9 protein-coding genes are annotated in these 12,704 nt (G+C 67.0%); 5 read left to right on the plus strand and 4 right to left on the minus strand.

The window, feature by feature from the left end:
* The first annotated feature begins 1 nt into the window (after position 1).
* From ACFTSF_RS36785 to ACFTSF_RS36795, 3 genes are read left to right on the plus strand one after another with little or no spacing between them, the layout of a single operon-like run.
* Positions 2-1,033, plus strand: coding sequence for an ABC transporter permease (locus tag ACFTSF_RS36785; protein WP_380159661.1), 1,032 nt, complete (start codon positions 2-4; stop codon positions 1,031-1,033).
* A complete protein-coding gene (locus ACFTSF_RS36790; protein WP_380159663.1) occupies positions 1,030-2,040 on the plus strand; it encodes an ABC transporter ATP-binding protein in 1,011 nt (336 codons plus the stop codon). The genes ACFTSF_RS36785 and ACFTSF_RS36790 overlap by 4 nt, the downstream gene beginning before the upstream one ends.
* Positions 2,041-2,070: 30 nt before the next feature.
* Complete coding sequence (locus tag ACFTSF_RS36795; RefSeq protein WP_380159665.1) at positions 2,071-3,468, plus strand: GH1 family beta-glucosidase; 1,398 nt, start codon at positions 2,071-2,073, stop codon at positions 3,466-3,468.
* Here the strand turns inward: ACFTSF_RS36795 and ACFTSF_RS36800 are convergent.
* The 4 genes from ACFTSF_RS36800 to ACFTSF_RS36815 form a co-directional block, all read right to left on the minus strand.
* Positions 3,453-4,805: an alpha/beta fold hydrolase gene (locus ACFTSF_RS36800; protein ID WP_380159667.1), complete on the minus strand. Its 1,353-nt coding sequence runs from the start codon at positions 4,803-4,805 to the stop codon at positions 3,453-3,455. The two genes, ACFTSF_RS36795 and ACFTSF_RS36800, sit on opposite strands and share 16 nt — an antisense overlap.
* A gap of 69 nt (positions 4,806-4,874) precedes the next feature.
* A complete protein-coding gene (locus ACFTSF_RS36805; protein WP_380159669.1) occupies positions 4,875-6,101 on the minus strand; it encodes a hypothetical protein in 1,227 nt (408 codons plus the stop codon).
* Positions 6,098-6,610 (minus strand): SigE family RNA polymerase sigma factor, encoded by a 513-nt coding sequence (locus ACFTSF_RS36810; RefSeq protein ID WP_380159671.1) that lies wholly within the window; start codon positions 6,608-6,610, stop codon positions 6,098-6,100. Before ACFTSF_RS36810 ends, ACFTSF_RS36805 begins: the two co-directional genes overlap by 4 nt.
* Before the next feature lie 61 nt (positions 6,611-6,671).
* Entirely contained in the window at positions 6,672-8,438 is a 1,767-nt protein-coding gene (locus ACFTSF_RS36815) for a bifunctional metallophosphatase/5'-nucleotidase (protein ID WP_380159673.1), read from the minus strand.
* 237 nt (positions 8,439-8,675) lie between these two features.
* Here ACFTSF_RS36815 and ACFTSF_RS36820 point away from each other — a divergent pair, with 237 nt between their 5' ends.
* Together ACFTSF_RS36820 and ACFTSF_RS36825 are read left to right on the plus strand one after the other, a co-directional pair.
* A complete protein-coding gene (locus ACFTSF_RS36820) occupies positions 8,676-10,529 on the plus strand; it encodes a glycoside hydrolase family 5 protein (protein ID WP_380159674.1) in 1,854 nt (617 codons plus the stop codon).
* A gap of 522 nt (positions 10,530-11,051) precedes the next feature.
* The gene (locus tag ACFTSF_RS36825) at positions 11,052-12,659 is read left to right on the plus strand and encodes a family 20 glycosylhydrolase (RefSeq protein ID WP_380159676.1); all 1,608 of its coding nucleotides are present in this window, start codon (positions 11,052-11,054) and stop codon (positions 12,657-12,659) included.
* Positions 12,660-12,704: the final 45 nt, after the last annotated feature.

The raw sequence follows: 12,704 nt of genomic DNA on the forward strand, positions 1-12,704 counted from the left end.
GATGTCCGCACCCACCAGCACCGTCACCGCGGTGAGCCCGGAAGGACCCGCGGTCGAGGTCAAGCCGGCCAAGCGCCGCCGGTTGCGGTTCGTTGCCAACGGCAAGGCCGCGACCGGCCTGATCGTGCTCGGCTTCTTCTGCCTGATCGCGATCATCGGTCCCTGGATCGCCCCGTACGATCCGTCGGCCCGCAGCAGTGACCTGATCCAGGCGCCGTCGTCCAAGCACTGGTTCGGTACGACGCACCTCGGTCAGGACATCTTCAGTCAGATGCTCGTCGGCACCCGCGGCGTGATGTTCGTCGGCCTGCTGGCCGGTCTCGTCGCGACCGCGCTGTCGATCCTGATCGGGGTCAGCTCGGGCTTCCTCGGTGGCGCGGCCGACGAGGGTCTGTCCGCACTGTCGAACGTCTTCCTGGTCATCCCGGCCCTGCCGCTGATCATCATCGTCGCCTCGACCATCCCGGGTGCGGGTGACCTGATGGTTGCCCTCGTCATCGGTTTCACCTCGTGGGCCTGGGGTGCCCGGGTGCTGCGGGCGCAGACCCTGTCGTTGCGCCGACGGGACTACGTCGAGGCCGCCCGCGCGACCGGTGAGAGCACCTGGCGGATCATCACCGCCGAGATCATGCCGAACCTGACCGCGATCATCGCCTCCAGCTTCGTCGGTACGGTGATCTTCGCGATCATGTCCGAGATCACCCTGGCCTTCATCGGTATCTCGACCATCTCCGAATGGAACTGGGGAACCATCCTCTTCTGGGCGCAGAGCCAGCAGGCCCTTGCCCAGGGCGCATGGTGGTGGTTCGTCCCGGCCGGTCTCGCGATCGCGATCCTCGGTACGGCGCTCTCCCTGATCAACTTCGGCATCGACGAGTTCGTCAGCCCGCGACTGCGCAGCAGCGGTCACACCCGGGTCAAGACCAAGGACGGTCACTCGGTCCGGATGCGCGTCGGCTTCACCCCGGTACTCGGCAACAAGGCGGTCCCGCCGACTCCCGTCGTACGTCAGAAGAAGGAGGACGCCGCATGATCGGCAAGGAACCAGTCCTCGAGATCAAGGACTTCAGTGTCGACTACGGCTTGGGTGACCAAGGCGTTCGGGCGGTTCGCGATGTCACGCTGACGCTGCATCGTGGTGAGGTGCTCGGGCTCGCCGGTGAGAGCGGGAGCGGCAAGTCCACGCTCGCGTACGGCGTCACTCGGCTGCTGCCGCCGCCCGGCGTGATCAGCAGTGGCTCGGTCACCTACCACCCGCCGGGCGGTGACCCGTACGACGTGATGGCGTTGACCGACCCCGAGTTGCGGGCGTTCCGGTGGGCCGAGACGTCGATCGTGTTCCAGGGCGCGATGAACTCGCTCAACCCGGTCCACAAGGTCTCCACCCAGATGCTCGACGTGATCAAGGCCCACGAGCCCGACCTCTCGCCGGAAGCCCGGGTCGCCCGGGCGAAGGAGATGCTCAAGCTGGTCGGCATCTCCGCGGACCGGATGGACGCCTACCCGCACCAGCTGTCCGGCGGTATGCGGCAGCGCGTGATGATCGGGATGGCGCTCGTACTCGAGCCGCAGATCGTGATCATGGACGAGCCGACGACTGCGCTCGACGTGGTGATGCAGCGGCAGATCCTGGCCCAGCTGGTCGAGTTGCGTGAGCGGCTCGGATTCTCGGTGCTGTTCATCACCCACGACCTGTCGCTGCTGGTCGAGTTCTCCGACAGGATCGCGATCATGTACGGCGGTCGGATCGTCGAGGAAGCCAAGTCCGCCGACCTGTACAAGGACTCGCTGCACCCGTACAGCGAAGGACTGCTGAAGTCCTTCCCGGCGTTGCGTGGCCCGCGCCGGGAGCTGTCCGGGATCCCCGGCTCACCGCCCGACCTGCGCGGGATGCCGTCCGGATGCTCGTTCCACCCGCGCTGCCCGCACGCGTTCGACCGTTGCTCCGACGAGATCCCGCTGCTCGGGATCCCCTCGGCCCGCAACGACCCCAGCCGGTCCGTGGCCTGCTGGCTCCCCGGCCGCGTCCCGGTCGGCTGAATCCCTTCTATCCTTCGTGAAAGGCCACTTATGAGTACTACGTCCGTCTCGGGGGCGGCAGACCTGATCGCGGGTCTGCCGGCCGACTTCCGCTGGGGTGTCGCCACCTCGTCGTACCAGATCGAGGGTGCGATCGCCGAGGACGGCCGGACGCCGTCGATCTGGGACACCTTCTGCCAGGTGCCCGGCGCGATCGACAACGGCGACGTCGGCGACATCGCCTGCGACCACTACCACCGGATGCCCGAAGACGTTGCCCTGATCAAGAGTCTCGGCTTCGACACCTACCGGTTCTCGGTGGCGTGGCCGCGGGTCCAGCCGCGCGGCAAGGGCCCGGTGAACCCAGCCGGGCTGGGTTTCTACGACAAGCTGGTCGACGAGCTGCTTGCCCAGGGCATCGACCCGTGGGTGACGCTCTACCACTGGGATCTGCCGCAGGAGCTCGAGGACGCCGGCGGCTGGCCGAACCGCGACACGGCGTACCGGTTCGCGGAGTACTCGATGCTGGTCTTCGACGCGCTGAAGGACCGCGTCAACACCTGGACCACGCTGAACGAGCCGTGGTGCTCCGCGATGCTCGGCTACGCGTACGGTCTGCACGCACCGGGCCGCAAGGAGTACCCGGCCGCGATCGCCGCCGTCCACCACCTGCTGCTCGGCCACGGGCTTGCCACGACCGCCATGCGCGAGGCCTCACCGCGCAAGTTGGACATCGGCATCACCCTCAACGTGGCAACGGCGTACCCCGCCAGTGACGCCGAGCCGGACGTCGAGGCAGCCCGCCGCGCCGACGGCATGGGCCGCCGGATCTACCTCGATCCGCTGGTGCACGGCCGCTACCCGGCCGACATCGTCGCGGACCTGGCGCTGGAAGGGGCCGAGATCCCCGTCCAGGACGGCGACCTCGAGCTGATTTCGGCGCCGATCGACGTACTGGGTGTGAACTACTACTTCAGCCAGAAGTTCAGCGGGTACGCCGAGGACGGCAGCACGGCCGACGAGAAGGGTCTGCCGATCAGCCGGACCATCCCGCTCGGCCGGCCGAAGACCCACATGGACTGGGAGATCGTCCCCGAGGGCTTCACCGACCTGCTGCTCAGCATCGCCCGCGACTACCCGAACCTGCCGATGGTGATCACCGAGAACGGCTCCGCCTTCGAGGACACCCCCGACGAGAACGGGTACGTCGCCGACGACGGCCGCACCGAGTACTTCACCACCCACCTGGCCGCCGTAGCCGAGGCGATCAACCAAGGCGCCGACATCCGCGGCTACCTGGCCTGGTCCCTGCTGGACAACTTCGAATGGGCCTACGGCTACGTCAAGCGGTTCGGCATCGTCCGCGTCGACTACGACACCCAGGCCCGCATCCCCAAGCAAAGCGCCCTGTACCTGAAGGAACTAGCCGAAGCTCACCGCGCCAGGTAGTCGTTGACCGTCGTGCTCATGAACTCGTAAACCCCATGAGCACGACGGTCGACTGTTTTGAGGGTGGAGTTCGGCAACTTCGCCTGCAGCGCCTGCGCCCACCCGAGCGGAATGTTGTCCCGCTCCGCCTGCACAATCAACATCGGCACGTCGTTGCCGATGACAAGCTCCGGCTCGCTCGTGTGGTACTTCCAGAACGCACAAGCCAGGAACGTCGCGTGGAAGAGCGGCTCGGTCTGTCGAGTCCGCTGCACATCTCGCCAGTACGGCGCCGGCCCCTTCGGCCACCCGTTGTCGTTGCACGTGAACGCGATGGACGCGGCGGCGAACCGGCTGTAGATCGGTTCGGTAGTGAAGTACTGCTGCAGCCAGCCCGACAACTCCTCGGTCGACTTCCCGTCGATCAACGCCCGGATGTTGCGCGCCATCACCTCGCGATCCTTCTCATCCCCCAGCGCGGACTGGATTGCCCACGGCAACGAGGCGCTGTCGAGCCGGCGACCGTCGATGGTGACCGGCCTCCGCGCCAGCCTGCTCACGGTTGCGCGGACCTCCATCCCGGTTCGACCTAGGTGGTACTGGTCGTCTCGCCAGGCCACCCACGCGGCCCACTCGTCGAAGGCTGCCTCGGCGCGTTCGCCGGTCGCGAGATGGTGGTACTCCGACCCTTCGACATCCGTCACGCTGTCGACCACCATCCGATCGACCCGCCCCGGGAACAACTGGCTGTAGACGACACCGAGATCCGCGCCCCACGACACCCCGTAGTACGAGATCTTCTGCTCGCCCAACGCGGCCCGGATCGTATCCATGTCCCGGGCAACATTCCGGATACTTGCATACGGCAACCGATCGTCCCTGCATCCGGCCGCCGTCTTCTCCGCGAGCTTCCGAGACTTCTCGAAGTCCGCCCGCGTCAGTGACGATCGAAAGACATCAGGCAGCCGGAGCGGACCACAGGCGACCGGATCGCTCGCTCCCATGAACCGCGGGTCGATCCCGATCACGTCGTACTGCTGCGCCACCTCACCCAGCAACGGCTTCAGTTCGAGCGGGTACGTCGTTCCCGGTCCGCCCGGTCCACCGGGATTCGTCAGCAGGACCCCGCGCCGCTTGGCCGGATCCGCCTTCAGCCGCGAGACCGCGAGCCGCACCACTCGACCATCCGGCTGGAGATGATCGAGCGGCACCACAACCGTCGTACAGTCCGCTCCCGCGGCCCGCAAACTCTCGTCAGCACACTCGCCCCACCGAAGGCCACCGGCCGTGCTCGCGCCGGCTGTCACTCCGCCGGCCGCCAGGGCGATGGCTACCAGGACCGCAGTTCGTCTCCACATACCTCGACGGTAGGAATCCCGGCCGCCGCTGTCCGCCTCCTGCACGCCCGTCCCGGGGTAGCGGGTGCGCTACCGGTCCAATCCTTCATCTGCAACCAGGGCGAGGATTTGTTCTTTGGTGATCCCGCCCGGCTGCGCCTTCTTCCCCGGGGTCAGCACGCGGACGGACGCCAGATCACCATCCGGCTGCTGGTAGGTCGCACCCATCACGTACATCGGTCCACCCTGATACGTCCGCGCACCTTCGTGGTACTCCCCCTTCGCCCCATTCGGAAGCGTCACCGGAACACACGACGGCACCGACAACTGCGACTGGCAGTCACTGGCCATCGGCGCCGCATCGACCCCGACCTCCACCTCGGCGCTGACCGGACCGCGCGTCCAGGTCCCCACGACAAGCGCCTCGCCGGGCGGGTTGTGGACCCGGCCGAACACGAGCTGGCCCGGCAGATGCCGACTCGTGACGAGCCTGATCCGATCGTTGGACGGTGCGAAATCCTTCAGCTTGTCCTCCTGCGCATTCTGGTCCGAGGTCAGCGGCGGGAGGTTCAGCGCGGGGTCGGTGGCGAACGCGATCAACTGTGCATCCGTAATCGTCATCTTCTTGACCGGGATCGTGGTGTTGTTGCGGAAGACCGGGTCGACCGCGACGTACACGAACTCGCCGTCCGGCTGCAGGTAGCTGAACTCGATCATCCGATCCTGCCTGCCGATCATCGCCGTCCGTCCGTTCGGCAGGGTGATCGCGTGGCAGGTCACCGGCTGCGACTCGAACTCGAAGAACGAACCGCACGTGTTGCCCGCGCCCTTCGCCGTCCGGTCGAGGCCGATCAGGAACATGCCCTGGCCTTTGTCGCCCGCCACGTTCCAGCCCACCTTGCGCTGGGTCCCGTGGTGGCCGAGATCGTTGTCGATCTCGAACGGCCCGGTGGTGAAGTTCAGGTGCTTCTTGGTGGGGTCGAAGTGCTTGTACATCAGACTCTTCATCAGCCCGTCGAACCCCTGGACCTTCGTAACCGCGGCCGCATCCTCAGCCGCCTGGGTGTTGACCGGCGCCTTCTGGGTCGCGATCGGTACCTCGAGCTGCGCCGTGTCCCGCAGCGCGCCGCTCATCCCGATGGTGGCGACGGCGACCGCGCCAGCCGCGATCAGCGCCGTACCACCGGCCAGAAACCGGCGCCGGCGGAGGCGGCGACGCCCAGCCGCCAGGTCGTCGGCGACTGCGCGCGGCAGCAGGTCGTCCTGCGCGGCAGCGGCATCGGTCAGTCGCTCCATGAGCAGCTGCTCGTCCATCATCGGTGTCCTCCTACAGCCCGAAACTGGGCACTCAGCAAGTCGTTCAGTCGGGCGAGGGCACGCGCGCTCTGGCTCTTCACGGTTCCGGTGCCGCAGTTGAGGTCGGTGGCGGTCTCGTCGACCGACAGGCCGACGAAGTACCGCAGGATCACCACTCGGCGCTGACCGAGCGGCAGACTCGCCAGCGCCTCGATCAGCACCCGCCGATCCTCGACCGCGAGCCCCTCCTCAGCGGCCGGGTCCAACCCGTCCAGCCCGGATTCCTCCCGGCGCCACGGCCGGCGGCTCTCGTCGATCCCCGAGTTCACCAGGATCCGCCGTACATAGGCGTCAATGTTGCCCTCGCGCTGCACCCGGTGCCAGGCGACGTACAGCTTCATCAATGCCGTCTGGACCAGGTCCTCCGCCTTGTGCACATCACCACAGAGCAGGTAGGCGATGCGACGCAGCTGAGTACGCCGCTGAGCGACGTACTCGCTGAACTCCTCGTCCCGTGTTCCTCGCGCCATCTGTTGTGTCCCCTCGCTCATTCCGTCACCGATGAGTACGGAGCTCAGGGGGCAACGGTTGTCAGCCCTTTTGCGTGACCCGATCGCGCGGCGCCGGGGTGATCGTCTTGTGCGCCCGGAGGTAGGACGCGAAGGTCTCGTGATCAGTGTCCGTGCGGACAGGGTCGGTGTAGTAACTCTTGAACGCTGTGTAACCGTCGGCGCCGATCACCGTGTACGCCAGCGCGGCGACGCGGTAGGTCTTGGCCGGATCCAGTGCCACTCCGTCGATCAGGACATCTTTGGGGTCCACTCGGTCGCCGACCGGACGGCTCGCGTCGAAGCTGTACCTGACGTTCTTCGAAGCCGCGAGCGGCGCGAACTTCACCGTGCCGTTCGGCTGCGTCTGCCACTGCTGCTCGAGTACGGAATCCAGCTCAGCCCCGGTCAGGCTGACCGTGAGCACCGGGTTGCCGTAGCCGTAGGCCTCCCACGATTCGCCGAGCAGTACCCGTCCGTCCGCGTCACCTGGTTTGTTGCTGTTGGCAACCAGGAGATCGCCGCGCAGTGCGGTGGAACCGGTGGCCGGCTTGGCTGCGATCAACCCAAGGTCGGTCTTTCCGAAGCTGCGTGCGGTCCAGAGGTGTACGTCGGCTGCCAGGTCTGCCATCGTGCTCTCGCCGACCGCGTTCGCGGTGCGGGTGAAGTCGCCGGTCACGGTCGCGACAGGTTCGGCGTACTTGCGCTCTCCCGCGGCCGACCAGTAGTCGACGATCTTCTGCAGCTTCGGGTCCGGGGTGACATCACGCGTGACCGCGTGATTGGTCGAGGTGGTCAGGTCGCGCAGAACCTCACCGGTACGGCGGTCGAGCTGCAGGTTGATCTCGCTGATCAGCCGGCCGTGGTTCGCCGCCTCGACGACCGGGCGCGGATTGCCGGCCGGGTCGGGGATGCTGCAGTTGAACGCCGAGTGCCAGTGCCCGGTGACGATTGCGTCGATCTGCGGAGTCACCTTACGAGCGAGCTCGATCGCCGGACCGGTCGGGTTGACGCAGTTGTCGTACGTCGGCGATGCGTCGGTCCCGCCCTCGTGCATGTTCAGCACGATCGCCTTCACCCCACGTCGGGTCAGCTCGGCGGCAGCGCGGTTCGCGGACTCGGTTGGGTCGAGTGCCTTCAGATCCGGCTGGTACGACGTACTGCCGACGGGCGCATCCGGAACCGTCAGGCCGATGAAGCCGACCGGGAAGCTGCGACCGTGGTCGCTCACCCAGCGGATCGTGTACGGCGCGACGATCGGGCGACCCTTCTTGTCGACGATGTTCGCGGTCTGGAAGTCGAAGTCGGCACCATGGAAGCGGCGGCCGGTCGAGTCCTTGAAGCAGCTGTCCACGCCCGGCGTGCCGAAGCACTTGCCCTTGGTCATGTGGTCGACCAGGAAGCTCTTCGACACGTCCAGCTCGTGGTTGCCGACGCTGGAGAACTCGACGCCGAGCGCGTTCAGCGTCTCGATCGTCGGCTCATCCCCATGCGCGTCCACCTCGAACGGCCAGCCCGCGAAGCTGTCACCGTCGGCGAACATGATCGAGTTCCGGTGCCCGGCGCGGATGGTCTTCAGATGCGTCGCCAGGTACGCCGCCCCGCCGACCACCTGCGGTTTCCCGTCCGGACCCGCGATCGTCCCGCCGTCCGCGGGCGACGGCGGCTTCAGATACCCGTGGAAGTCCGTGATCGAAACCAGCTGGACCGGCACCGGGGCCTGCCCACCACCTCCGGCGGCCGCGTGCCCTCCACCCAACCCCACGCCGATCAACACCAGAGTCGACACCAACCGTGGCGCTCTGCGCATTTCTGCCTCCAATACGGCCCAAGCAAGCGGTTTCCGACAAAGAGGAGACTGCCTCATGATGAACCGGATGTCACTACCAAACGACTGATCGGCGAAGCTGGAAAGAATCCACCGATGACAGCGCTCTCCCCAGTGGCACTCCTGATCTGGTCCAATAACTGCGTGGTGGCCGGTGGTCCCGCGAAGCCTCCGGCCATCACCCCGCCCGCGCACCACCAACCTGGGGACAGGTGAGCCATGCGCCGACTTCTCGTCGTACTCGCCCTACTGGTCTTTCCTCTCACTCCCGCTTCCGCCACTCCCGTCGCTGAGCCTTTGGTGAGCGGCTGGACCGCGCCCCTGAGCACCAAGGGGCGATGGATCGTCGACGCCGACGGGAATCGTTTCCGGCTGAAGTCCGGCAACTGGCACGGCGCCTCCGGAACCTGGAACGGTTCCGGCGATCAGGCCGACAACGCCAACCATCACGCCGGCGAGAACAGCAACCGCATCCCGCTCGGTCTCGACCGCGCACCGATGGCCTCGATCATCTCCGGCTTCGCCGAACTCGGCCTGAACAGCATCCGGCTCCAGTTCTCCAACCAGATGATCCACGACACTGTCGCGGTCCCGGATAGCGCTGTTGCGGCGAACCCGGGGTTGCGGGGGAAGACACCACTCCAGGTGTACGACGTCGTCGTAGAGGAGCTGACTGCCGCCGGGTTCGCGGTCATCCTTAACAACCACACGGCGACCACCCGGTGGTGTTGCGGGGTCGACGGGAACGAGCGCTGGAACACCAGCCAGTCCACAGCTGTGTGGGAGAGCGACTGGCTGTTCATGGTCAACCGCTACAAGACGAATCCGCGAGTCGTCGGCGCGGATCTCTACAACGAGGTACGGCGCAACGTCTTCGACGACCCGAACTGGGGCTGGGGCAACGACCACGACTGGTTCGCCGCCTCCCAGCATCTCGGCGACCGCATCCTCACCGAGGCCAACCCGAACCTGCTGATCGTTGTCGAAGGCATCAATTGGACCGGCATCCCGGTCGACGGCTTCCCCCACGACCGCCCGACCCTCACCCCGGCCCGCGGCTTATCGCACACATTGGTTGCCTCGAACAAGCTCGTGTACGCCGCCCACTTCTACGGCTACACCGGTCCCCGGCACAGCGGCGCGACCGGAACCGGCGAGACGACCGATCCGCGGTACCAGGATCTGTCGCCGTCCGAACTCGTCAGCGAACTGAACCGACAAGCGTTCTTCGTGTCCGGCGAGGAGGGGCACTTCACCGCGCCGGTGTGGATCAGCGAGTTCGGTGTCGGCGGTCGCGAGGAGACCGGTGCGTTGCCGCGCGCCTGGTACGAACGCTTCGTCGACGAACTGATCCGCACCGACGCCGACTTCGCCTACTGGCCCCTGGTCGGCTGGCACACCAACCGCACCGGCAACGGCTGGGCCCTCCTGCACTGGGACTCCGCCGGCCACCGCATGGCCCTCTACGACGGCGACGACTGGCGAGCCCCCGCCTGGACCCGTCTCATGAACGCCCCCTCTCGCACCGGACCTGTTCCGTCAGCGACTGTCTGGAAAATGCTCAGCCCCGACCACGGCGACTTCGTCCAATCCCTCCGCATGCGAGCCGCCGGCGACTGGGACAACGGCGCCCGCAAAGCCGCCTGCCCCGACGGCCTCCGCCTCATCGGCCTGGCCCACACCAGCAACCGAGCCCTCTGCACCTCCGGCCTCGCTGTTTCATCCGCTCCCTACGAGGTAGTCAAAGACGAACGCCACGTCACCACCGACTGGGCCTCCGGCTACACCAAGCTCCAATGCGCCCCCAACCACCAGGTCACCGGCTACGCCGTCCGAGGCGCCCGCCTCTCCTCCATCCTCTGCACCCCCACCACCCAACCCCTACCCACCACCGGCCGAACCCTCTGGTTCGACCGCTCTGACAACCGCCCCGCCCAAGGCGGCGACTTCGCCCCGGGCCACTACAAAGGCCAATGCACCACCACCGAATACATCGCCGGCATAGCCTTCACCACCCGCGCAGGCGCCTCCGGCACCCCCGACGCCCTCCTCTGCCGCCCCCTAACCCGTTAGCTCTGCCCCTGCAACCTTCCGACCTTCCGACCGACAGGACGTATACCTCCACCAAGCACCCGCGGCCCCGCACTGAGCGCGGGCGACAAGCACCAGTGGGCGTTTACGTCCTGTCGCTGGGAGGATCACCACGATCGGCGGCGCAACGGGGTATACGCGGGACGGCGGGATGGTCGGGTCGGTCGGGTCGGTCGGGTCGGTCGGGTCGGTCGGGTCGGTCGGGTCGGTGAACGATGGAAGGCCGGGTGGGCGGACCGCCCCCACTGTCCAACCTCGGATTGCCCTCGCGGTTCACGCTCAGCGCGTGCTGTCCGCAGGGTCGCAGATGGTGTTGGACAGTGGCGCAGGTCCGGCCGCGCCCACAACTCACCCCGCGTCATGCGAACCTGGTCCACGGCACCATCGTCCGCCCCGATACAGCTCCACCCCGCCCCACCTTGCACGGCTCCACCCCCGCCTTGCACGGCTGGCATCAGCTGGCTCGCGCCGTCGACTACCACCTCAACCCCGCCGGAGCACGAGATGATCCCCAGCCCCACCTCCGCCATCCCGGGCGAGGGCACCTTCAGCCTCGCCCCCGACAACCCCATCACCACCGGCTCACCTCAGCGGACCGCCATCACCATCGGCTCGCCCGAGCTAACCGCCGTCGCCACCCAGTTCCTGGGCGACACCCGGCTGGATTCCCCACACCTACAGCTGTTCTCAGCCGGTGCGAGCTCAGCCGACGCGGCCTCAGCGGTTCGGCTGACACTCAGCTCGGCGGGGCTGGACGTCGTACCGGCGGTGGCTGGAGTTCGGGCTGATGGGGTGGAGGTGGATGAGAGGTACGGGCTGGAGGTGAGCCCCGAGGGGATCCACGTTTGGGGTGCAACGGAGGAAGGGGTGTTCCGTGGGCTCACCACGCTTCGCCAACTGATCGCCGTACACGGCACCGACATCCCGTGCCAGCGCATCATCGACGGCCCGCGGTTCGCCTGGCGCGGCCTTTCGTTCGATGTGGTGCGGACGTTCCACCCACCCGAGACGGTACGACGGGTGATCGACATGTGCGCGCTCTACAAACTCAACGTCCTGCACCTGCATCTCACCGACGACCAAGGCTGGCGTTTCGAAGTCGCCGCACGCCCCGAGCTGATCAAATTCGGCTCCCTCGGCGCCATGGCCGACCGACCAGGCGGCTACTACACCCCACTCGAGCTAGCCGAGCTCAACCGGTACGCCGAAGAACGCTTCGTCACCCTCGTCCCGGAGATCGACTTCCCCGGCCACACCGGCGCCGTATCCCGCGCGTACCCCGACCTCACCACCGAGCTCCCCGGCATCCCGCTCCCGAACGGCGGCCACCTCGAGTTCCACTCCCTCGACCCGGCCGACCCCGAAGTCTGGACCTTCGTCGAGGACGTAGCGGACGCGCTCATCCCACAATTCCCCCGCTCGGCGTACCTGCACATCGGCGGCGACGAAGCCTGGGGCATGTCCGACGAAGCACACGCAGCCTTCGTACGACGCGCCGCCGACCTCGTCCGCGCGAAAGGCAAACAAGTCGTCGGCTGGCAGGAAACCGCCCGCGCCAACACGGCGCAATCCGACCTCACGCAGTACTGGCTCGACATCCAGGACATCGACGCGATCTCCGCACGCCCCGACATCCCCGAGTTCCTGATCGAACACCTCGCCAAGGCCAGACACGACGTACCGAAAGCCCTGGAACGCGGCAGCAAACTGCTCGTCTCCGCCACCACCTACCTGTACTTCGACCGCCCCCACGCCGCCCCGTCCAACGATCCGGCGCAAGAGGAAACCCGAGCCCGCGTAGGCCTCCGCGCCTACCAACCGGCCAGCATCCAGGACGGCATCGCCTGGGACCCGGTCGACAACACCCCCGGTGTCACCTCCGACGACCAGCTCGCCGGTATCGAAGCCGCCGTCTGGTGCGAGACCGTCACGAGCCGCGACGACCTCGAGTTCCTGCTCCTCCCCCGCCTCCCCGGCGCCGCCGAAAGGGCCTGGTCCCACACCACCCCCACCGACTGGCCCACCTACGCCGCCCACCTAGCCGCCCAATCCCCCACCTGGAACCACCGCGGCTGGACCTACTTCAAGTCCTCCGAGATCGACTGGCACTGACACGACATGACAAAGGGGCGGACCACAAACGGTCCGCCCCTCCAT

It is taken from the genome of Kribbella sp. NPDC056951 (genome assembly GCF_042674205.1).
GTDB classification, from domain to species: Bacteria; Actinomycetota; Actinomycetes; order Propionibacteriales; family Kribbellaceae; genus Kribbella; species Kribbella yunnanensis.

Excerpts from the sequence above, each read along its gene's own strand:
- ACFTSF_RS36800 (WP_380159667.1), bottom strand. The coding sequence starts at position 4,805 with ATGTGGAGACGAACTGCGGTCCTGGTAGCCATCGCCCTGGCGGCCGGC.
- ACFTSF_RS36825 (WP_380159676.1), top strand. The coding sequence starts at position 11,052 with ATGATCCCCAGCCCCACCTCCGCCATCCCGGGCGAGGGCACCTTCAGC.
- ACFTSF_RS36820 (WP_380159674.1), top strand. The coding sequence starts at position 8,676 with ATGCGCCGACTTCTCGTCGTACTCGCCCTACTGGTCTTTCCTCTCACT.
- ACFTSF_RS36790 (WP_380159663.1), top strand. The coding sequence starts at position 1,030 with ATGATCGGCAAGGAACCAGTCCTCGAGATCAAGGACTTCAGTGTCGAC.
- ACFTSF_RS36810 (WP_380159671.1), bottom strand. The coding sequence starts at position 6,610 with ATGGCGCGAGGAACACGGGACGAGGAGTTCAGCGAGTACGTCGCTCAG.
- ACFTSF_RS36805 (WP_380159669.1), bottom strand. The coding sequence starts at position 6,101 with ATGATGGACGAGCAGCTGCTCATGGAGCGACTGACCGATGCCGCTGCC.
- ACFTSF_RS36815 (WP_380159673.1), bottom strand. The coding sequence starts at position 8,438 with ATGCGCAGAGCGCCACGGTTGGTGTCGACTCTGGTGTTGATCGGCGTG.
- ACFTSF_RS36785 (WP_380159661.1), top strand. The coding sequence starts at position 2 with ATGTCCGCACCCACCAGCACCGTCACCGCGGTGAGCCCGGAAGGACCC.
- ACFTSF_RS36795 (WP_380159665.1), top strand. The coding sequence starts at position 2,071 with ATGAGTACTACGTCCGTCTCGGGGGCGGCAGACCTGATCGCGGGTCTG.